This is a genomic window from Hespellia stercorisuis DSM 15480, from assembly GCF_900142165.1.
In the GTDB taxonomy this organism is placed as follows: Bacteria; Bacillota; Clostridia; order Lachnospirales; family Lachnospiraceae; genus Hespellia; species Hespellia stercorisuis.
Genome location: NZ_FQZY01000020.1, coordinates 1 through 21,234, shown reverse-complemented (window position 1 = coordinate 21,234; position 21,234 = coordinate 1). Strand labels below are relative to the sequence as shown.

Here is a 21,234-nt window from a genome sequence, read left to right as displayed (position 1 = left end):
TTTAACGTTGTATTTTTAACGTTCATTGTCTATATTACACTATTTTTATTCCACTTTTCATCATTTTATTGTTTATTTTGACTTCTCTTTTGCTTTATTTTATTTTTTCTCTATATTTTGTTTCGAAAAATATTATAATTTTCTATAATTTCATTTTTTATTTTTCTAACTTTTTCCCCACTGAGGCCTTCTCTTTCATCACGATGTCGTAAATATCATCAAACAGAATCCTGGTATTCACCACCTTCAGAATCCTGGCCGTCCTGTCGATCCTTGTCACCATCCCTGTCTGTTCCACATACTCATTTTTCTGAAAATAGATTACCGTCACGATATCCGGCTTTTCCACCTGATGCAGCTTACGGTCCAGCGTTTCCTGATAATCCTCGGACAGTTCCATCTTCGGCACCACAATGCGTTCTTTCTGCCGAAGTGCCTCGGGGTATCCTTTCAGTGCTGCAAACGGCATAAACTGCTTGGCGCGTTCTTCTCTGCTCATCTTTGCTCTAATCGCCACTTCGGTGTCCTCCGATCTGCCTGTTTCGCTCCATGGTTGTCGCTCCCTTTTCCAGATTCATGCCTTTTAAAATGGCATTCTTTCCATACTTTTCCTTGATATCAAGCATCGCCTTCTGAATCCGGTGCTCGCGTTCCAGCTCCGCGCGGTCTGTAAACAGATCATACTGCTGATACGCCTCGTCCACTACATTGTTAAATGTCAGGTTCACTCTGTGAATCCATCCATGGGGATCCACGATCCGAGTGTACAACCCTTCCGTATATTCCATAATCACCTTCGCAGAGCTTGTTGTTACTGTCATCGCCGCCGTCCCGTGAGCCGGTCTCCGCTCCTGGCGGTTGCCGTATCCGATGTGCAGCGTGATAGAATCCGTCACCATTCCCTTGTCCACCAGCTCCAGACAAAGCATATCCGCCATCTCCTTCACAATCAGCCTGCCATCCTCAAAACTATAATCACAACCCAGCACCTGCCCGCTTGAAATAGAGTTGGACTTCGGCCGGTATGCCTTGATATCAGCCATTGTCGTTGTCTCCCTGCCCCACGCATGATCAATCAAAAGCTCCGCATCAATTCCAAACAGGCGGTACAGACTCTCCTCGTCCGCCTGCGCGATTCCTTTCATCGTGGTGATTCCGACACTCTCCAGCCGTCTCGCAATTCCGCGCCCAATGCGCCAGAAGTCCGTCAGCGGACAATGCTCCCATAGCGTATCCCGGTAAGACTGTTCGTCCAGTTCCCCAATGTGATCCGCCACATGCTTCGCAGTGATGTCCAGTGCGATCTTGGCCAGATACAAGTTCGTCCCGATTCCGCAGGTTGCTGTAATCCCTGTGGTTCTGCTGATGTCATCCATGATCATAATCCCCAGCTCCCTCGCCGTCATCCGGTACATCTGCAGATAATCGGTGACGTCCATAAAAACCTCATCGATAGAGTAAACATGAATGTCTGCTTTGTCGATATAGCGCAGATAAATGCTGTAAATGTTCGCCGCATAGTCAATGTAGAGCTGCATCCTTGGAGGCGCCATCACGTATTCTATATTCTTTGGGATCTCAAATACCCGACACCGCCCCGGCACTCCGAGTGCCTTCATGGCGGGTGATACCGCCAGGCAGATTGTCTTTTCCGTCCGCTCCGGATCCGCCACCACCAGGTTCGTAGTAAAGGGATCCAAGCTGCGCTGCTGGCATTCCACAGAGGCATAAAATGATTTTAAGTCAATGCATACATAGATTTTGTTCTTCTCCATGTTTATTCCTTCCCGCATATTCAATTATGCTCCAGCATAATTGCTGCAATCCGCCGTTCGCCAAATGAAAGCACTTGGCTCACATACACCTCTTATGATATCCGTATGTGCGTTCTCTTTTGTGATAGAACGTATGTTCTTCTTTGTATTATAGCAGATATTATTTTGTACCGCAATACTAGTATAAGATTAAATGTGTTTTTAAATTCCAACCTTTTAGATTCCAGTTTTTATTTTATTGCAAGCGTAAATTCTATATGACTGGAAATTACTCCTGTACGCATATTTGCCATATCTCCTGACCTCATTGTAATTCTTTCTATTTGTCGATATTGATTGTCAATAATATAACTTTCTATGAATTATCAGATTTCTATTGTTTTTTCAAAACTATTGTGATACGATACAAAACAGTTAATACAAATTGCAACAGGGTGAATGTGTGCAAGGAGCTTTTGCTTCAAGCTGGAGTGCCTGTCTGAAACAGACAGGCACTTTTTTATGTTCAAATTATTTCTTTACCAAATCTAAAATCAAAATCAGGAGGGTTAAAAATGGGACTTTATGCAATCACAGGAGCATCCGGCGGGATCGGCGGGAAAGCTGCGGAGATGATTCGTGCCGCGGGGCACACCGTCATCAACATCGATATCAAGGATGCGGATATCAATGCCAATCTGGCGACACCAGAAGGCCGGAAAAAAGCAATTGAGGAACTCCGGGCCATGGCCTCGGAAGGCTTGGACGCCATGATCTGCGTGGCAGGAGTGTCCGCCATGTGCGGGAAGCCGAAGCTGATCATATCCGTCAATTACTTTGGCACAGTAGAGCTGGTGGAAGGCGTCTATGATCTGCTGCGCAAAAAGCATGGATGTGTTGTGGTTACAGCCTCCAACACAATTTCACAGGGAGCCGCCCGCATGGATATCGTGGATTTGCTCAACAACACCTCGGATGAAAAGAGGATCCTGAGTCTCCTGGAGGGAAAGGATCCGGCTGCTTATTCACATGCCATGTACGTTTCCTCCAAGTATGCTCTGTCAAGATGGATGCGCCGCTCCTCCCCCGGGTATGCCGCAGAAGGCGTTCGGATCAACGCCATTGCCCCGGGCAATGTCGCCACACCGATGACTGCCGACCTGACACCCCATGCATGGGAGGCCTGTCTTGCACTGCCGATTCCGACACTGTACCACCAGAAAAAGCTGATGGATCCCGAGGACATCTCCAAGGGAATTGTCTTCCTGGCCTCGGATATGGCAAGCGGAGTAAACGGTATCATTCTGTTCGTGGACGGCGGAACCGATGCACTGTTAAATTCAGAGAAAGTATATTAGGAGGGGCACTATGATCAGAGAAGTAATTAAAACTATTAAGGATGGAGATTATAAGGGGCTTGCGGCACTTTTTTCCGTGCGCAGCAACTACAGTGACTTCATGCCCAACACGATTGGCCGGAACGATTATCATATATATGGAAGAAAGAGCATCGAAATGTTTTTCCAGAATAAATTGTTTTTCCACGAGATGGTTATTACCAACGTGGAGTACGAGAGTGAGACCAGTGCCAATTATCTCGCAGTATACAACGGCGAAAATCTGCATGCACAGATGCGCATCGAAAACATCGACAACAAAGGAAAGATCAAACGGCTTGTCGTGCGGCCTACCGCAGGCGAGTTTGCAAAATATGTCAATCCGATTGATTAATGTCATCGTGTTTATTCCTTAAAGATACCCCCGCCGAAATCGGCGGGGGTATCTTATGACTAATCCAATGGTTTGAAGTATTCCGCACACTCCTGTTCAATCTGCTCCACATCGAACTTATAGCGTGACAGATGCTTATCCATAATCTGGGCCGCAAGATCCGGATTATTGTGTTCGATTGCATCCACAAGTTCCACATGATCCGACACGACCTTCAAATCCTTTACTGCGATAACTGTGATATTGCGAAGTCTGTCGTAATGGATCAAGAATGTTTTCATCAAATCATAAATCTCAAGCTTCTCTGTGATTTTAAATAACATCTTGTGAAATTCATCATCGGTTTCCAAAAGCTTATCCGTCATATGATTATCCAGATAAAACTCCTGCAGCTTCAGATTTTCCTTCAACTGCAAAAGTTCTTCTCCTTTTATAGTTGTACACGCCTCTCTCACCACCGCGCATTCCAAGGTATTACGGAGGAATCTGGACTCCTCTATCATGGCAATATCGACTAACGCAATTCTGCAGCCGCTCTGTGGAAACACCTCCACAATCCCGGTTTTACTCAACTCATTCAGCGCCTCTCTGACCGGTGTTCTGGATAGTCCCATCTCCACTGCCAGTTCATTCGCGCTGACCATCGTACCCGGCTTTAAATCCAGATGAACTATATTGTCTGTTATAACACGCAGGGCAAACTCTTTTCCTGTCTCCCTGGCAAAACGTTCTGAAATATGCATCTTCTCTACTCCTCGTATATTCAATTATGCTCCAGCATAATTGCTGCGAGCGGCTGTCAGTTCGGCGGAGATATCTTAATATGAAGGGAAACTTTGTTTCACATTGATCTCCTTCTGTTCGTTCGTAAAGCGGATGTTCAAGTATTTTCTAAGAGTCGCACGAACTGCTCCGTTTCCAGCCAGTTCTTCCCTAAATATCTGTTCAATTTTGGATGCCAGTCCAATTTCCACAAGGTTCACACCAAATATTTCTGCATTGGATAAAATGTCTGTCAGCTGTCCCTGACAGCTCTCCGGCTGTCCTGCGACAATCCCGGCAAGTGCTTTCTGCAATGTCTCCTTCAGTGGATCTGGAGATATCTCGATTTCATTTCCTTCGTCGTCCACCGCAAGCAGATAACGGAGCCATCCCGCAAGTGCAAGCGGCAGTGCATTCAGTTTCTTGACATCTTCCCCGCGCTCCACATATTTCTTGATAGTCTCCCCGAAACGAATGCCCACCTTCTGACTGGTATCCGTCACGATTCTCTGCGGAGCATCCGGCATGAACGGATTCGTCAGCCTCTTTTCCACCACTTCGTCAATAAATTCTTTCGGGCTCAGGATCTTCGGGTCGACCACCACCGGAAGTCCTTCTTTATACCCCAGAGTCTTCACCAGGTTCACGATATCCTCGTCCTCCATCTCCGCTGAGATCAATGTATAACCAAGCATACATCCGTAAACACTCATTGCGGTGTGCAGTGGATTCAGGCAGGTCGTTACCTTCATTGTCTCCGTACAATTGACTGTGTCGCGATCCGTCATATAGACACCTGCTTTTTCCAAAGCCGGTCTGCCATTTGGAAATTGGTCTTCGATTACGAGATACTGTGCCTCCTCCGCATTTACAAAAGGCGCAATATAAGTGTTGCGGCTGGTTATGATCGGCTGCATATCACGGATCTCGTCCGCCTCCAGAGCCTTCTCCACAACCTCCGCCGGCCTCGGAGTAATCTTATCGATCATGCTCCATGGAAACGAAACTCTGGATTTATCTTCCAAATATGTAAGAAATTTCCTCTCTACATTTCCATTTTGAACCCATTCTCGGGCGATTGTCAAGATACTATTTTGCAATTTCTCTCCATTATGGCTGCAATTGTCCATAGACACGACTGCAAGCGGCAGTTCCCCTGCTTTATAACGCTCATACAGGAGACCTGCGACAACGCTCATGGCATGTTTCCCTTTTCCCGGACCAGCCGCAAAATCAGCCAGCACAACCGGCATGTACGCTCCGTCCGGCGCCTTCAATGCATACCCTTTTTCTGTGATGGTAAATGAAATCATCTGCAATTCGGGATTCCGTATGATTTCATTCAGTCTTTCCATAGAAGCCGCATTCCCGGAATCTGCACACACTGCCTCCGTAATACTTCCAAGGATTTCACGTGACATGGTTCCATCCGCCTTCAGGGTAATATTCATGGTCAGGTTGTCATAGGGTTCATAGATTTTGCGTACGATATCATAGTCAAATGTTTCCGCTGCAATGATTCCCCGATCGCACAGTCCCTGATTCAGCAGATTCTGCTGCAGTCCCCCCACAAATCCACGGAAAATGTTGCCTGCCCCGAAATGAAGCCATATCGGATTGTCATGGGTTGCCTTTACAACCTTTTCCACGTCATACTGAGGCAGCTTAACACTTACCTTTTCCCATCCTTTTTCATCCTGTAAGGATGCCTGATTCATCTTAATCATTTTATCCACTCCTTTCAAAAACAAAACAACATTCACCAAACCGCCCTTATGCAGCTTTACTGCCAACTACTTATTTTTCTTAATTGCTTCCCAGAGTCCGTTCAGATACGCTGCTCCCAGTGCACGGTCATAAAGCCCATATCCCGGCATCGCCTTCTCGCCCCAGATCATGCGCCCATGATCCGGTCTCATCAGTCCTTCAAAATGAATATCTGACAATGCTTTCATAATCTCATACATATCCAGACTTCCGTCAGATGACAGGTGTGCTGCCTCCTGAAAATCTCCCGGCGCATTGTGCTGCACATTGCGGACATGTGCAAAATGAATCCGTCCCTCCAGGCTGCGGATGATATCTGGAATGTCGTTATCCGGATTGGATCCCAGTGATCCTGTGCACAATGTGATTCCATTAAACGGTGCATCCACGATCTTCGTCAGGCGAAGCAGATTCTCCCTGGATGTCATGATGCGCGGCAGACCAAATACCTTCCACGGCGGATCATCCGGATGAATCGCCATGTTCACCTCATATTTCTCGCATGCAGGACGGATTGCCTCCAGAAAATATTTCAGGTTCTCAAACAATTTCTCCTCGTCCACATCGGCATACATCTCAAACAGTTCCTGCAGATGTGCCATACGCTCCGGCTCCCAGCCGGGAAGAAGCGTGTCTCCCGCCTTTTTCTGCATGGACTCGAAGATATTTGCCGGGTCGATCAGATCGATCTCCTTCTGATCATATGCCAGAACCGTTGCTCCGTCACTTCGAAGCTTTGCAAGGTCCGAACGTGTCCAGTCGAAGACCGGCATGAAGTTGTAACAGATACACTTTACTCCCGCCTCGCCAAGCAGTTCAATCGTTTTGATATAGTTTTCGATATACTGGTCTCTCTCCGGTGTTCCCACCTTGATGGAATCATGAATGTTCACACTCTCAATTCCCAGTAATTTCAGTCCGGTAGATTCCACCCGTGCCTTGAGTGCTGCTACTTTTTCCTTCTCCCAGAGATCTCCCGGCTGTGCATCGTACAAAGTCGATACCACTCCTGTCACGCCCGGAATCTGACGGATGTTCTCAAGTGAGACCGTGTCATATCCATCTCCGAACCAACGCAATGTCATGTCCATATGTTTTTCTCCTTCCAATAATGTAATTGCCTATTTGCATCTATCGTTCTTCAAATGTCAGGACGATCTTCCGGATAGAAGGATCCCTGCTGTCGACAAAATCAAATGCTTTCTGCGCATCCAGAAAATGATAGGTATGGGAAACACTTCCGTTCAAATCAATTTTCCCTTCATTTACCAGATCAATGACTGTCTGAAACTTTCCATTCTGCAGACGGCTGCCGCGTACATCCAATTCTTTGGATGTGATCACAAACTGATTGATCTCGTCCGATGCCACACTAAAGCCCATGGTGATGACTCTTCCTGCATTACCTGTCGCATTCAGTGCACTCAGCAGACTTCCCTTCACACATGCTGCGTCAATAGATACCGTCACGCCATAGCCGTCTGTCAGCTCATGGCATCTGGCCGGAAGGTCTTCCTTCCGGCTGTTTACCACGTCGGTCGCTCCTGCCTTCAGTGCTTCTTCTAATTTACTGTCATCAATATCTGCCACAATGATCTTCTTCGGTGCATACAGCTTGACAATCTTCAGAATGCTGTTTCCCAGTGCACCTGCGCCGATGAGCAGTACCGTGTCCTCACTCTCGAGCCGGGCACGGCTGCAGCACTGTACTGCAATTGTGGTCGGCTCGATCATGACCGCATCCTGATCAGACAGACTGTCCGGGAGCAGATAGCAGTCGGAGGCATTCACTGCGATATACTCACGGTAACCACCATCGATATGTACCCCTTTTACCTTCAGGGTTCCACACACATTCGGGCGTTCCTTTCTGCAGGCATAGCAATGTCCACAGGCTGTCACCTGATCAATGATGACTCTGTCGCCAGGTTTCACTCTTGTAACGCCTTCGCCGATCTCTTCCACCACACCGACAATCTCATGTCCGATCACTCTCGGATAGGTTGCCGCCGCATTCGTGCCGTGATAGATTCCCACATCACTCCCGCAGATACCGGATGCTGTCACCTTTACCAGTACATTCAACTCGTCTGTGATAACTGGTTTTTCCATATCTACAATCTGTAAATCATCTGGTTTTACAATTCTTACTGCTTTCATAATATCCTTCTTTCTATAACCTCAATATCTGCATAGATGCCAGCGAACGCAGTTCGCCCCTTCATGCATCTGTTCTATCGTAAATCTCTACTTCTTTTTTCCTGCGTCCGATACGGCTACCACCAGCAGGAATACAAGAAATGCTCCCTGAATCAGACGCTGTACGCCGATATCCAGTTTTGCAGCATTCAGGAATGTGGACATAAATGTCATCATCAGTGCTCCGATGCTGACGCCTACTACGCTTGACTTTCCACCTGCCGCGTTCGTTCCGCCCACAAAGGCTGCCGCTACTGACGGAAGAAAATATGTTGTTCCAAGATCCTGGTTTGCACCGCCGCAGTACGCTCCACAGAGTGCACCAGCCAACCCGCAGAGCGCACCGTTGATCAAAAATGCCATGATGACCGTCTTATTCACATTGATGCCGGCAAGTCTCGCCGCCTCTCTCTTCTGTCCAACGGCATGAAGCTGATGGCCATACTTGGTTCTGTAAAGCACGAACCAGAGGAGCACTGCCACAAGAATGCAGAGCAGCGTCATCATATTGATTCCCAGCACGCTGGCATTGACGAACTTGACAAATCCCCCTGCCGGAATACTGGATCCCCTGGAGGATACCAGCAGAATGACCGTGTAAAACAGGTATCCGGTTGCCAGAGTCGTGATCATAGCCGGTACTCTCAGGTACACATTGATCACGGAACTGATCAGTCCGCACACGACGCCGACTGCGATTGCTGCGATCAGGCCGAGCACGATGTTTTTCTCCATCACTGTACAGGAAACGTAAGCGGTCAGTGTGAGGATATATTTCTGGGACAGATCGATTGCTCCGTCACCGCTGGTTACCACGATCATCTGTCCCAGTGCCAGAAGCATTGCGAATACGCAGAGCTTCGCACAGGATGAAATGACTGCCAGACTGAAACTGCCTGTAACGATCGTGATTGCAATATAGAGCACGATGCAGCCAAGAATCGGCCAGATAAACGCATTTTTCTGCGTGATTTCCTTTATCTTATTCATTCTTTGCAGCCCCCTTTCTATGAATCAGGAATTTGAAAGCCAATACCGCAATCAGGATCAGACCAATGATGGCCGTCTGATAATTGGAATCTACCTTCATTGCAGTCAGCAGGGAGTTGATCAGGTTCATGGCGATTGCCGCCACAACGACTCCGATCGGCTCCCCAACTCCGCCTGCCATCTCACATCCGCCTAAGATCACGGTTGCGATAGACATCATACAGAAGTTTACCGAGCTGTTTGCATCCGCGCCATTACAGGTTGATGTATATGCCATACCGGCAAATACGATCATAAGACCCGCCATACCATAGTTGGCTGCTTTGGCCCGAAGGTAACTCCATCCGGAACGCTCCACAGAGGTCGGATTGTTTCCGATTCCTCTCATGACCATTCCATAACGGCTCCTCGCCAGCAAATACCAGCATGCAGTTCCCGCCACAGCTGCGAGGATAATCGGAAATGGGATGACTGGTGTCCGGATTCTCAGGAAGTCAGACAGCCACTGCGGACAACTGCCCCCCGGCGTCGGACATAGGATCAGCGCAATGCCGTACCATACGAACTGTGCGCCCAATGTCACAACGATCGCTGGAATGTTGCGCAGGTGGATCAGCGCCGCCATGCCCATGTATGCTGCAATAAAAATCACAAGTCCGCCAAGTCCGACGAGCGGATTTCCAGTCAGCAGGGTACCGACCAGGACATTGACCAGTCCGATGGAATATCCGTTACCCATATCACAGTCACCGGACAGGATGATGAACATCTGGCCCAGTGCTGCAAAGATCAGCGGCAGGGTGGAACTGATTTTCATACGAAGTCCTACGTAGGAGAGCATGTTTGGGTTATTGACTGCATTTGCGATAAAGATCACGAGCAGGGTAAGAATCGGAAGCATGAGACGCGAAGAAACCATCTGGCTGATTACGCTCTTCTTTTTGTCCTCCGCCTTTTTCTTCTCTACTTTCTTAAAGGATGCTGTCACAATGTTGGACACAGTAATGTCCGCCCCGGTGAGCTCCGCTGTAATTGCGCCCTCATGCATGATATACGCACGGTCACAGATCTCGATCTCTGCATCCTCCGTAGAATACAGGATGACGGATTTGCCCATCTGCTTTACTTCCTCCAGCAGTGCATAGATATCCTGCTTTGTTCCGATATCTACTCCGGCTGTCGGGTCATTCAGGATGATGATATCCGCCTCTGATGCGATCCCTCTTGCAATCAGTGCTTTCTGCTGATTACCACCGGACAGTGACATGATGTTGCTGCCGATTCCCTCGGCACGAAATTTCAGTTTGTCATACCAGTAGTTGGCCGACTCGTCACATTTCTTTTTGTCCAGCAGCACTTTGCCCCTGACACGGTCAAAGTTCGCTGCCAGAATATTGTTTCTGATATCCCACAGCGGGAACACACCCTCTTTTGTACGGTCACCTGACACATACGAGATTGTGCTGTTGACCTGCACGCCATTCCGTCCCATGACACCGATATGTTTCCGGGCACTGTAGATTGCCTGCAGCAGTTCCTGCTGACCGGAGCCGGCCAGACCTGAGATACCAAGAATCTCGCCTTTTTTTACCACCAGATCAACATGATTCAACTCCTTGGAGGTCAGGTTCTTGATCTCGACCATGATCTCCTCTGACGCTTTGCCGCTCTCCTGTCTTGCGGCCTGTTTTTTCTTGCCGCCGCCCATCATTTCTACCAGGCCGTCCTGATCCACCGCGGAGGCACTTATCTCTCCGTGATTCTGCCCGTTTCTCAGCACCGCGATCCGGTCTGCGACGATTCCGATCTCATCCAGCTTATGGGAGATATAGATGACTGCCACACCCTTTTTACTCAACTTTGCAACGACCTCATGAAGCTGATGCGCTTTGTCCGATGACAAGGCACTGGTAGGCTCGTCCAGAATCAGGATCTTCAGGTTATCGGTCATCAGTGTCTTGCAGATCTCCACGATCTGCTGGTCCGCCAGACTCAGCTTGTCGACCGTCCTGCTGACATCGATTCCACTCCCCGGAAAATACTGCTCCAACAATTCTGTCGCATGCTTCTTTGCCGCTTTTCTCCAGCCCGGCTTTTCCACCAGACCGTGGCTTACGTTGAGCAGTGCAAAGTTCTCATATACACTGAGATTTGTACACAGAGACAGATCCTGATAAGCACAGGCAATTCCGATCTCCTTCGCAGTACGTGCATTGTAATGCTCCGCGTCCTTCCCCTCAATTGCCAGCACGCCATTTGTCGGCTGCAGTACACCCGTCAGGATTTTCATTAATGTTGACTTGCCTGCACCGTTGGGTCCGATCAGACCGATGACTTCTCCGCCATAGATATCCAGATTGACACCCTGCAGTGCCTTCGTGATTCCGAAGAATTTGTCGATGGATTTTAATTGCAGATAAGGCTTTTGATTTTCCTTATGTTCCAACTCCTGTCACTTCCTTTCTCTAATATGTTGCTTATTGTTTATCTATGAATGCGACGAGACGCAACGGAGATCCCGATCCGTCTTTGATTTTTAACGGAAGACCCACACAGCTGAAAAATGGCGGAAGTTCTCCCAGATTCGCTGCATTTTCGATGATGTTAATCTCGTTTCCGAGCAGGATCGCGTGATTGGGATAATCGGTACCATCCGCATCCAGCGCAAGCGCATCGCAGCCCACCGCCTTCACCTTTTTGCCCAGTAGATACTCGCCGACCTCCGGTGCAATTCCCGGCCAGTCCTTTAAAAACGCCTGTCCGTCTGGCTTCAGTGCATACTTGTAATCCCATCCAAAATGAAAGAATACGATATCTCCCTGCTTGATTTCTCCGTGCTCCTTTTCAAACTCCAACACTTTGTCAAGCTCCAGAGAAGCCCTCGGTTCCGTTCCGACTGCATCGATCTTCACGCCGCGCCCCATGATCTGAGTCAGTGGCAGCTTCTCAATGCTGTCCGTTCCGGGCACAAAATGGCAGGCTGCGTCGATGTGGGTTCCTGTATGCTCACACATGCTGATTCCCCGGTGGTAGGAATCAAATCCCCATTCCAATGCCTCATACGTTACCGCGGAAAACGGAGGCTGTGTCGGCCACTTCGGCATCCCCTCCTCCAAAGTCAACGTCAGATCAATCGCTCTTGTATTCTGCAGAAAATCTTCCATTATTTTTATTCCATTCATCCTGTATACTCTTCCTTTCAAAAAAGAAGCAGCCCGAGAGCTGCTTCTTCGCATTACCCAAAGGAGCAATTTACTCTGCTCGTTTTATTTTCCCGGCTCAATATCAGATTTGATTGTATCCCAGTCATATGAGGTACTCGCAACTTCATCCTCTGCCATATCAGCATACTGGGCAACGTCATCTGCTTTCACATAACCAAACGGGCAGTTCATGTTATTTGCAACGTCTTCTCCATTCAGGATGTCAACTGCGATGTACATTGCCATACCGCCATCCCATGGATTGCATGCTCCTGAAATCGTCTCGTATCCTTCCGGCGCATCTTTTGCCCACCAGCTTAAGAAGGATCCTCTGTTGTCACCTGCGATAACCGGCAGTTCTGAATATCCTGCAGAAGTGAATGCCTGAACTGCTGCGTATGCATCTCCACCCTGCGTAACCAGTCCGTCGACCTTGTCTAATGTAGGAAGAACGCTGTTGAGCTCGCTCTGTGCTTTTGATCCTGTCCAGTCTGTATAGATCTCAGATGCTATTTTTACATCCGGATATTCTTTTAATGCTTTTTCAACACCTTCATGCATCTGTGTATCGCATGTTGTTCCTGCTGTACCTCGCAGTTCAATGATGCTGCCTTTACCGCCGATCTGCTCACATACCTCTTTGGTCAATGTGTAAGCAAGATCCGTAAAGTCAAAATTAAGCTGATATACAAGATCATTCTCATAATCGATTGGTCCGTCATTGATGACCAGCACCGGAATCCCTGCATCACATGCCTCCTGTACTGCACTGTTTAATGAGCTGGTAGAACATGGGTCCACTACGATCAGATCATATCCCTGCATCACAAAATCCTCGATCTGTGAAATCTGTGTTGCCGCGTCCTGATTCGCCTCTGCAATCGTAAGCTCGCTGATGTCACCGGATTTTTTCAGCTCATCTGCCACTTCCTGCATGTACTTCTCCATCGACTGGTGGTAGCTGTTGCCATTGTAATTATCTGTGAATCCAATCTTGTAACCATCTCCACCAGATTCCTTCTTTGCACTGGAGCCACTTGAAGAATCAGAAGAACTTCCACAGGCTGTCATTCCCAGAACCAACGCTGCGCACATCAATGCTGCAATAACTTTCTTTTTCATTTGTTTCCTCCTTTTACTGCTTGGGTTTATTTGTTAAGTCAATAATACAGCTTGCATACTAGTATGTCAATTAGATCAATCTTACAAATATCGCCCTTTATTTTTGTGCATATTTTCCATTTTTCTTTTCAAATTCCAGATTTTTATAGTCAAAAAACCACAGTTTCGACATCCGCATAACCTCTGTCAAAACTGTGGTTCTTTTCTTATAATTCCCAGGCCCGAAGGCCGCGCCTAATTACATTTCATCCTCCCAATGATCTCATTTGCCTTGGCATACACGTCCTCCGGCCGCACTCCGATGTGGAACTGGCCATCCTCATACAGCACTTTCCCGTTGACCATGGTCATCTTCACATTCTGCTTGCTGCCGCTGTACACGATATTCTTTGTGAGATTGTTGATTGGCTGCATGTTCGGCTGGTGCAGATCGATCATAACTAAATCTGCCAGTTTTCCTGCTGCCAGCACGTCCGCATCGAAAAGCCGCATTGCATGTGCACCCTCAACTGTCGCCATCCGCAGCACCTTGTCGGCATCCAGCGCAGACGCGTCGTCCGCTTTTATTTTGGCAAGTCCGGTGGCGAGGAACATTTCCCGAAACATATCCAGACAGTTGTTGCTCGCCGGACCATCCGTGCCGATAGCCACATGGATTCCACGCTCCAACATATCTTCCAGTCTTGCAATTCCGCTGGCAAGCTTCACATTGGATCCTGGATTTGTCACTACATAGATGTTTTTCTCCTTCAGTATCTCCAGATCTTCATCCGTCATATGCACGCAGTGATAGCAGCCGCCGCCATAGTCAAATATTCCCAGCTTGTCAAGCAGTGCTGTCGGCGTCATGCCGTACCTGCCGATGCATTCCTCCACCTCCGACCGGCTCTCCGAGCTGTGCGTGTAGAGCGGGGCGTGATACTTGTGGGACAGTTCCGCAAGTTTCTCCAGATTTTCTCTGGAATTGGTGTACTCCGCATGGAACCCCAATTCAAAGTGCACCAGGCTGTCTTTCTCGTTGTACCTCTGATACCAGTCCTCCAGCTCTTCAATCGACTGACTGAAATTATTAAAGGCTCCGCACAGTACCGTTCTGTATCCACAGTCCAGAGACGCCTGCGCGACCGTTTCCGGTGTCAGATACATGTCGAAATTCGCCGTCATCCCGCTGGTCAGATACTCCATGATCGCCAGCTTGGACAGATGGTAGATATCCTCCGGAGTCAGCTTTGCCTCCATCGGGAACACCTGCTTGTTCAGCCAGTCCAAAAGCGGCAGATCATCCGCGTAGGAACGGAGAAATGTCATGGCGGAATGGGTGTGCGCATTCTTAAAACCAGGCATGATCAGGTTCCCCTTCGCATCGATCTCCCGATCCCAGATTTTTTCCTCGACTTTCGTATTTTCCCCCATCGCATCCTTTTCGTCGGCAGTTGGACCCACATATGCGATCTTGTTTCCCGTCACCTGGATCTCTCCTGCAAAAACCGGAACGTTCTCTTCCATGGTGAGGATTCTTGCATTGTAAATTCGAATGTTCATATGTCTACCTCTTTTCTTTTTTATTTTTCATTCAAACCGGAGCTTTGAATCCGATTCCCAATCTGCCGCTCCACCGCTTCATACAGCACCTGCGGTTCTATCGGTTTCGCCAGATGTTCATTCATGCCCGCCTCCTTCGACTGCTGGATATCGCTGTCGTAGGCGTTGGCCGTCATGGCCAGTATCGGCACCTTCCCGGCATCCTCACGGTCAAGTGCCCGGATTGTCCGCGCCGCCTCCAGTCCATTCATGACCGGCATACGGATATCCATCAGAATCACATCAAAATAATACGGCTCGGACGACGCAAACGCCTCAACGCCCTTTTTTCCATCCTCTGTCCACACCACTTCACATCCCACCTTCTCAAGCAGACGCCTGGCGATTTCCGCATTCAACGGGTGGTCCTCGCACAGCAGAATCCGCGTTCCCACCAAACTGTTCTCGACTCTGGATGCCTGCTCTTTCTGTTGACGGATGCTCTGGATTGCCTCTTCATTCTCCACCAGCTCGAAGTTCAGATAGACGCTGAACGTCGTTCCTTCCCCGAGTTCACTTTCAACCTCAATCCGGCCACCCATAAGATCCACCAGATTTTTCGTGATAGCAAGCCCCAGTCCGGAGCCGGCATACTGATCAGACATCGTATTCTTCTCCTGGGAATACGCCTTGAAAAGCTGATGCTCCTTAAACTCCCGGCTCATCCCCACACCGGTGTCGCGGATCTGAATCCGTTCATACGCTCGGGTGTTATCACGCTTGATCTCCTTCATGATGACCTCAATCGTTCCGCCCTCCGGCGTGAACTTGATCGCATTGGACAACAGATTTGTAAAGATCTGTTTCACACGAATGGGATCAATGCGGACAAATGACGTCAGATCCATGCCCTGATTCTCCAGATGAATCTGAATCCGCTTTTGTTCTGCAGTCGCGCATACCATACTGAGCGCACTCTCCATAAAGTCTTCTGCGCGGACGATCTGCAGATTAAACTTAAGTTTTCCACTCTCCAGCCGCTGCAGGTCCAATGTATCGTTGATCAGGCTGAGCATGTACTGACCGGAAGCTTTCGCCTTTTTCATGTTACTTTTTATCTCACTGCAGTCCTCTGTCTGTTCCGTCAGCGCAATCATACCGAGAATGCCGTTCATCGGTGTACGCATATCGTGGCTCATCCTTGCGAAAAAGTCAGTCCGCTCCTGGTCGAGTTTTTCGATCCGATCCCGCTCTCTGCGCATGAACTTCGCATAAAAAAGCAGCACTATCAGAGAGACCAGCACACCGATCACAAAGACGAAAATTCCGATGGCAAGCTCCGCGTGCTCTCTCACCATATACGCCAGCGTGATCTGCGGCGCGGTGCCGAGTGCGTACTGCAGGGATGCCTCTTCCACCGCGTCCTGATCAACCAGCTTCATTCCTTTGTTGACAATGTCCGCGAGGAGCTCGCTGTTCTCTCCTTGAAACTGCAGACCGATTCCAAAGTCTACTTCGTCTGTCGGGATCTGCATAACCCCCGTCAGAACCTCCTCTGTTATGATATTTTCCGCAACACTCGCATTGAGATATGCCAGGTCCGTCCTGTCACTGAGAATACTCTCCACACACTCCTTCGGCGTTCCATACTCGACCAGCGTGCATTCCGGATACTTCTCCTCCAGATACTTACGCAGTCCATCCCGGTTCTTCACCACCGCGATGGTATACTTTCCCCGCTCATTATATGGGTCTCCCGTCTTATGATACAGGTTAAATGTCGTATCCAGTATGGAGTTCGTCACCCCCGCCTGCTGTTCAATATCCTCCACTCCGTAATAGAGCGTCCGGTATGTAACGATCGTCTCCTCGCTGTCCCTGTCTTCGTCGCTGCGCTTCTTTATCTCCAGATTCAGTCCCGTCTTCTCCCGCAGCTGGTCGCAGATATCCACCAGGGTTCCGTGCATCGCGCCATCCTCTTCCTCGTACCATGCCAGCGGCTTCGTCGAGCCGTCAAAGTAGATCGTGTACACCTCATTCTGTGCGATCAGATCATACTCTTCTTTGGAAAACGGAGAACCAAGAAGTGCCTGAAAGTAGTCCTGAAGCAGCTGGTCATCAAAGTCTGTATCATACAGATTCATCTCGATGATTGCCTCATCAATCTTGTCTGTCAGCTGTTCATTCCCCTTCCATGAAACGAAATAGAAAGGAGAATACAGAAACTTCTCAACCAGCGTCCAGTCCTTATGCATCGCATGGGAATTGGCCGCCATAATGTCAATCTCCCCGGAATACAGTGCCGCCTCCAGCTGTTCCTGATTCTCATACATTCTGATCTCCGGGTTAATTCCATGAGCCGCAAAAGTCTCTTTCATTTTATCCATACGCACATAATTATAAACACATCCAATCACCGCGCTACTGATTTTCTCGTAGTCCTCATAGATGTAACCACTGTTCGGAAGTGCTGCCAGTTCCCCGACGGTATAGCCATAGTTTTCCATGCAGAACTCAAAGGTATCCTCCCTCTCCTTTGTCCACTGCATGGTTCCGACCAGATCCACCTCATGATCTGCAAGCTTCGCGAGTGCCTGATCCCAGGTACCGCAGTACACGAACTCAAAGTCCAGGTCCGTGTGCTCCTCTATTTTCTCCAGATACTCTGTATCATAGCTTTTCACTGTCCCGTCCTGCTGAACCTGAAAGTAATCACTCAGATCAAAGTAAGCTACCCTGATTATCTGCTTATCCGCCGCACTTACATTTTTTACACAGGCCGTCCCCAACAGCAGGCTGAGAACTATCAGAAACAGGAACCTCGTATCGCTTATTTTTTTTCGCACTTTTCACCTCCGCCGTGTCCGGAATCCATGCATAGAGTCCCTTTTGGAATCCCCTCTTCATAATCTAATTCCAATTTACCGCACATTTCCCGTCGTGTCAATGAACGGTGTCCTCAAAAGACGCTCCCCTTTTTGGGGAAGCGCCTTCACTGCTATACAATATTCTCAAATCGGCTCCATCCGGGGTGTCCGGTTCTTCTCATAAATTTCAACCCTGCCCTTGCCGGTCCGTTTCGCCTCATAGAGTGCCTGGTCTGCGTGCTGAAACAGTTCCTCATACCGTCCCTCTTCCTCCAGAAATGCAATCCCAACACTGACCCCCCCGTTAATCTGGTAGTCCTTCGCACATGCGCTGCTGATCTTCGTAATCAGTTCTTCTGCCTTCTTCACCGCAATCTTCTGATTTGGAATCCGGTTCATCAGCACCATAAATTCATCTCCGCCAAATCTCCCGATCAGATCCGACTGCCGAAATTCTTTCTTCAGTATATTCGCCACCTCTTGAAGCACATCATCCCCAACCAGATGTCCATAATTGTCATTGACGTTCTTAAAATCATCCACATCCAGAATCAGCAGCGCCTTGATGTCATCCGGATAACTCTCCATCGCATGCATCGTCATTTTCTGAAATGCGGCTTTGTTCAACAGTCCCGTCGTCTGGTCGCGCTCCGCCATGTTGCGGTAGTCGACCTCCCAGTTTTCAAACGTCCGATACTGCCTGCTGATATTCATCACATGGCTGATCCGTGCCTCCACCACATCCCACTCCAGCGGTTTGGTAATGTAATCATAAGCCCCGTAGCGAAATGCCTTCGCCGGGTCTTTCGTCCGTTCATCTTCCGTAATCATAATCTTTGGAATCGGGCTCAGGTTTGGATTGTCCTGACAATAAATCAGAAAATCGAGACCGCTCATCCCCGGCATTATGTTGTCCACGAGGATCAGTCTGACATGCTGTTTGTTATTCTGCAGATAGACCAGTGCTGCCTCTGCCGAGCTGCACTCCTGTACGTGATACCGATCCCGGAAATGTTCTGCCAGCAGCGCGCGGTCTGTCTCGTCATCATCGATCACCAGTATGGTAACATTGTGCATCGGCGCCGCCATCTTACAGCAATCTTCCTCCTTTTCCGCCGCCTGTTCCACGAAGACGTACCGCTCCTCATATTCCTTCTGCGGAATCGGTTTGGAATAATAATAGCCCTGCACATAGTCCGCGCCCACGCCGATCAGGAAATCTCTCTGCATTCTGGTTTCCACTCCCTCGACCACCACGGACATTCCCAGCCAATTGGCCATCTTTATCACTGATGCGAGAATAATCTCGCCCTTCTTCACTTCCTCGTCCACCGGAAGAAACTTCATATCTACCTTCAGAATATCTACTTCGATATCCTTCAGCGTATTCAGAGATGAATAGCCACTTCCAAAATCATCAATCAGAATCGTAAATCCCGCGCACCGTAATGCATGGATCGTCTCCAGCATCAGTTCCGGATTTGTCATATATGCACTTTCCGTAATCTCCAGCTGCAGCAGCCGGTATTCGATCCGGTACTTTTCCACCAGCCCCGTCAACCGCTCCACAAGCTGTGGATTATAGAGACTGACTCTGGAAACGTTCACAGAGACCGGCATCGGCTCTTTCCCCATATCCAGCCATCCCCGCAGCATTCCGCAGATTTTTTCCCACACATAATAATCCAGGGTCGCAATGAACCCGTTCCGCTCAAAGACCGGGATGAACACCCCCGGCGGGATCAACCCCCGCTCCGGGTGCTGCCAGCGCACCAGTGCTTCTGCCCCGCACGCCTGATCTGTTGTAATATCCATCTTCGGCTGCAGATAGATCACAAACCGCTCTTCCTCCAACGCCTGACGCATCTCATTGATGATCTGCATCTCCTGGGCCGTCTTCGCCACCGTCCCAGCGTCGTAATAGCCGATGTGTTTTCCATACTGGCTCTTGCACTTCTGTGCACCTATGGACGCGCGCAGATAACACTCTTCCATGCTGGTGGTCTTCTCTTCGATCGCATAGGCCCCCACCGATATCTCCAGAAGATAATCTTTCCGATACTTTGCCAGCTGATCCTGCATCCGGTTTACCGTGTCCGTCAGACGCTCCTCACCGCCGTCATATCGTGCGCACATGCAGAAGATGTCCGCAGATATGCGCCCGTATGTCAACAGATCATGGTCCTCCGCCAGCTCCTCGAAAATATCTGCAATATAACAGAGGAGACGATCTCCTTCCTCTTCCCCGAAGGCAGAATTGTAAAGCGCAAAATGGTCGATGTCCACGCGCAGAAACACAAACGGGATTGTTGGATTTGCATCCAGCATCTTTCTGCTCTCGGCAAACATTTTCGTCCGATTGTAAAGTCCCGTAAGCGAATCGTGTGCTGCCATCTTCTGCATCTTCTTGTAGACCGCTGCCTCGCTCCGCCCGATCGCATTGCGCAGTCTGCTGAAAAGCACCTTGGCATTGTACGGTTTCATTACAAAATCCCACGCCCCGGCATCCAGCACCTTCTGCTCCGTCTCCGCTCCTGTCTCCCCGGTCATGACAAGGATCGGAAGTTCTTTGATCTTCCGCGCCCTGATGTTCTCGAGAAATTCGTATCCGTCCATCACCGGCATGATAATATCCAGCAGGACCGCTGCAAAGTTGTGCTCGTTCCCCTCTAAAAGAGCCATTGCCACGGCTCCGTTCTCTGCCTCGACCACCTCATATTTATTCGACAGCAGTTTTTTCAGTATATGACGATTGATTGGTTCGTCATCCACCACCAGTATCCTCTGTTTTTCGTCCATTGTACTCTCGTTCCTTTTGTGTTCTGATTTTGAATTGATTTCCTTTGACTGAAGCGCCCTCACCGGCACTGCTCGTTACTGTTGTATACATTTTATCATATTTTGGCCTGAAAATCATCTTGCAATCCATTTTGTCTGTATATTTAGATGTATTTTCCCTGCTGTAAATGAGAAGACGGCTAAATCATTCGTCCTATCTATTGATCGAACAAAGAGTTTCGCAAGCGAAACTCTCGCGTATATTAAAAAAGCAGGGGCTGTCGCACTAAGTAATTAGTGCGCAGCTCCTTTTTTATGCAAAAACACAAATGCCAGGCTTCGAAAAGCCTGGCAAAAGGTGTAAAATATACTTATGCTAATAAATAAAATCTTGTAACTGTTCAGAACTCCATTAGTTAAAGATGATATCGGAATTCCCTAAAAGGGCTTCTCTGATTGCTGTAAAAGCATTTATTCCATGCTTATGAGCAGTCCCAATATAGCTCATGATTGTAAGATATTCCTGTGCGCCTTCCTCAC

The 21,234-nt window shown here is 48.6% G+C and carries 15 protein-coding genes; 2 read left to right on the top strand and 13 right to left on the bottom strand.

From position 1 onward, the window contains the following. Nucleotides 1–157: 157 nt before the first annotated feature. Together BUB85_RS07885 and BUB85_RS07880 are read right to left on the bottom strand one after the other, a co-directional pair. Nucleotides 158–517, bottom strand: a complete 360-nt coding sequence (locus BUB85_RS07885) for a YolD-like family protein (protein ID WP_330392257.1) — start codon at nucleotides 515–517, stop codon at nucleotides 158–160. Next, the gene (locus tag BUB85_RS07880) at nucleotides 507–1,775 is read right to left on the bottom strand and encodes a Y-family DNA polymerase (protein WP_073108051.1); all 1,269 of its coding nucleotides are present in this window, start codon (nucleotides 1,773–1,775) and stop codon (nucleotides 507–509) included. The genes BUB85_RS07885 and BUB85_RS07880 overlap by 11 nt, the downstream gene beginning before the upstream one ends. Nucleotides 1,776–2,329: 554 nt before the next feature. Between BUB85_RS07880 and BUB85_RS07875 the strand changes: the two genes are divergently transcribed. Together BUB85_RS07875 and BUB85_RS07870 are read left to right on the top strand one after the other, a co-directional pair. Beyond that, entirely contained in the window at nucleotides 2,330–3,112 is a 783-nt protein-coding gene (locus BUB85_RS07875; RefSeq protein WP_073108048.1) for an SDR family oxidoreductase, read from the top strand. Between the two features lie 10 nt (nucleotides 3,113–3,122). Then, nucleotides 3,123–3,485, top strand: coding sequence for a hypothetical protein (locus BUB85_RS07870; protein WP_073108045.1), 363 nt, complete (start codon nucleotides 3,123–3,125; stop codon nucleotides 3,483–3,485). Between the two features lie 59 nt (nucleotides 3,486–3,544). Here the strand turns inward: BUB85_RS07870 and BUB85_RS07865 are convergent, their stop codons facing one another. The 11 genes from BUB85_RS07865 to BUB85_RS07815 form a co-directional block, all read right to left on the bottom strand. After that, nucleotides 3,545–4,228, bottom strand: coding sequence for a GntR family transcriptional regulator (locus tag BUB85_RS07865; protein ID WP_073108042.1), 684 nt, complete (start codon nucleotides 4,226–4,228; stop codon nucleotides 3,545–3,547). Nucleotides 4,229–4,303: 75 nt separating this feature from the next. Further along, nucleotides 4,304–5,971: a mannitol dehydrogenase family protein gene (locus tag BUB85_RS07860; protein WP_073108278.1), complete on the bottom strand. Its 1,668-nt coding sequence runs from the start codon at nucleotides 5,969–5,971 to the stop codon at nucleotides 4,304–4,306. Nucleotides 5,972–6,040: 69 nt separating this feature from the next. Further along, nucleotides 6,041–7,105 (bottom strand): mannonate dehydratase, encoded by a 1,065-nt coding sequence (gene uxuA / locus BUB85_RS07855; protein ID WP_073108038.1) that lies wholly within the window; start codon nucleotides 7,103–7,105, stop codon nucleotides 6,041–6,043. Nucleotides 7,106–7,145: 40 nt separating this feature from the next. Next, entirely contained in the window at nucleotides 7,146–8,174 is a 1,029-nt protein-coding gene (locus BUB85_RS07850; RefSeq protein WP_073108035.1) for an alcohol dehydrogenase catalytic domain-containing protein, read from the bottom strand. An 87-nt stretch (nucleotides 8,175–8,261) separates the two neighbouring features. Continuing rightward, entirely contained in the window at nucleotides 8,262–9,203 is a 942-nt protein-coding gene (locus BUB85_RS07845; RefSeq protein ID WP_073108032.1) for an ABC transporter permease, read from the bottom strand. Continuing rightward, complete coding sequence (locus BUB85_RS07840; protein WP_073108029.1) at nucleotides 9,196–11,649, bottom strand: ATP-binding cassette domain-containing protein; 2,454 nt, start codon at nucleotides 11,647–11,649, stop codon at nucleotides 9,196–9,198. Before BUB85_RS07840 ends, BUB85_RS07845 begins: the two co-directional genes overlap by 8 nt. 31 nt (nucleotides 11,650–11,680) lie before the next feature. Next, nucleotides 11,681–12,385, bottom strand: a complete 705-nt coding sequence (locus tag BUB85_RS07835) for a cyclase family protein (RefSeq protein WP_073108026.1) — start codon at nucleotides 12,383–12,385, stop codon at nucleotides 11,681–11,683. An 84-nt stretch (nucleotides 12,386–12,469) separates the two neighbouring features. Continuing rightward, on the bottom strand, nucleotides 12,470–13,528 hold the full coding sequence (locus BUB85_RS07830) for a substrate-binding domain-containing protein (RefSeq protein WP_073108023.1): 1,059 nt from the start codon (nucleotides 13,526–13,528) through the stop codon (nucleotides 12,470–12,472). Between the two features lie 234 nt (nucleotides 13,529–13,762). Next, nucleotides 13,763–15,070: an amidohydrolase family protein gene (locus tag BUB85_RS07825; RefSeq protein ID WP_200803558.1), complete on the bottom strand. Its 1,308-nt coding sequence runs from the start codon at nucleotides 15,068–15,070 to the stop codon at nucleotides 13,763–13,765. Nucleotides 15,071–15,090: 20 nt separating this feature from the next. Next, nucleotides 15,091–17,895 (bottom strand): ATP-binding protein, encoded by a 2,805-nt coding sequence (locus BUB85_RS07820; RefSeq protein WP_073108020.1) that lies wholly within the window; start codon nucleotides 17,893–17,895, stop codon nucleotides 15,091–15,093. 165 nt (nucleotides 17,896–18,060) lie between these two features. Then, a complete protein-coding gene (locus tag BUB85_RS07815; protein ID WP_073108017.1) occupies nucleotides 18,061–20,715 on the bottom strand; it encodes an EAL domain-containing protein in 2,655 nt (884 codons plus the stop codon). Nucleotides 20,716–21,234: the final 519 nt, after the last annotated feature.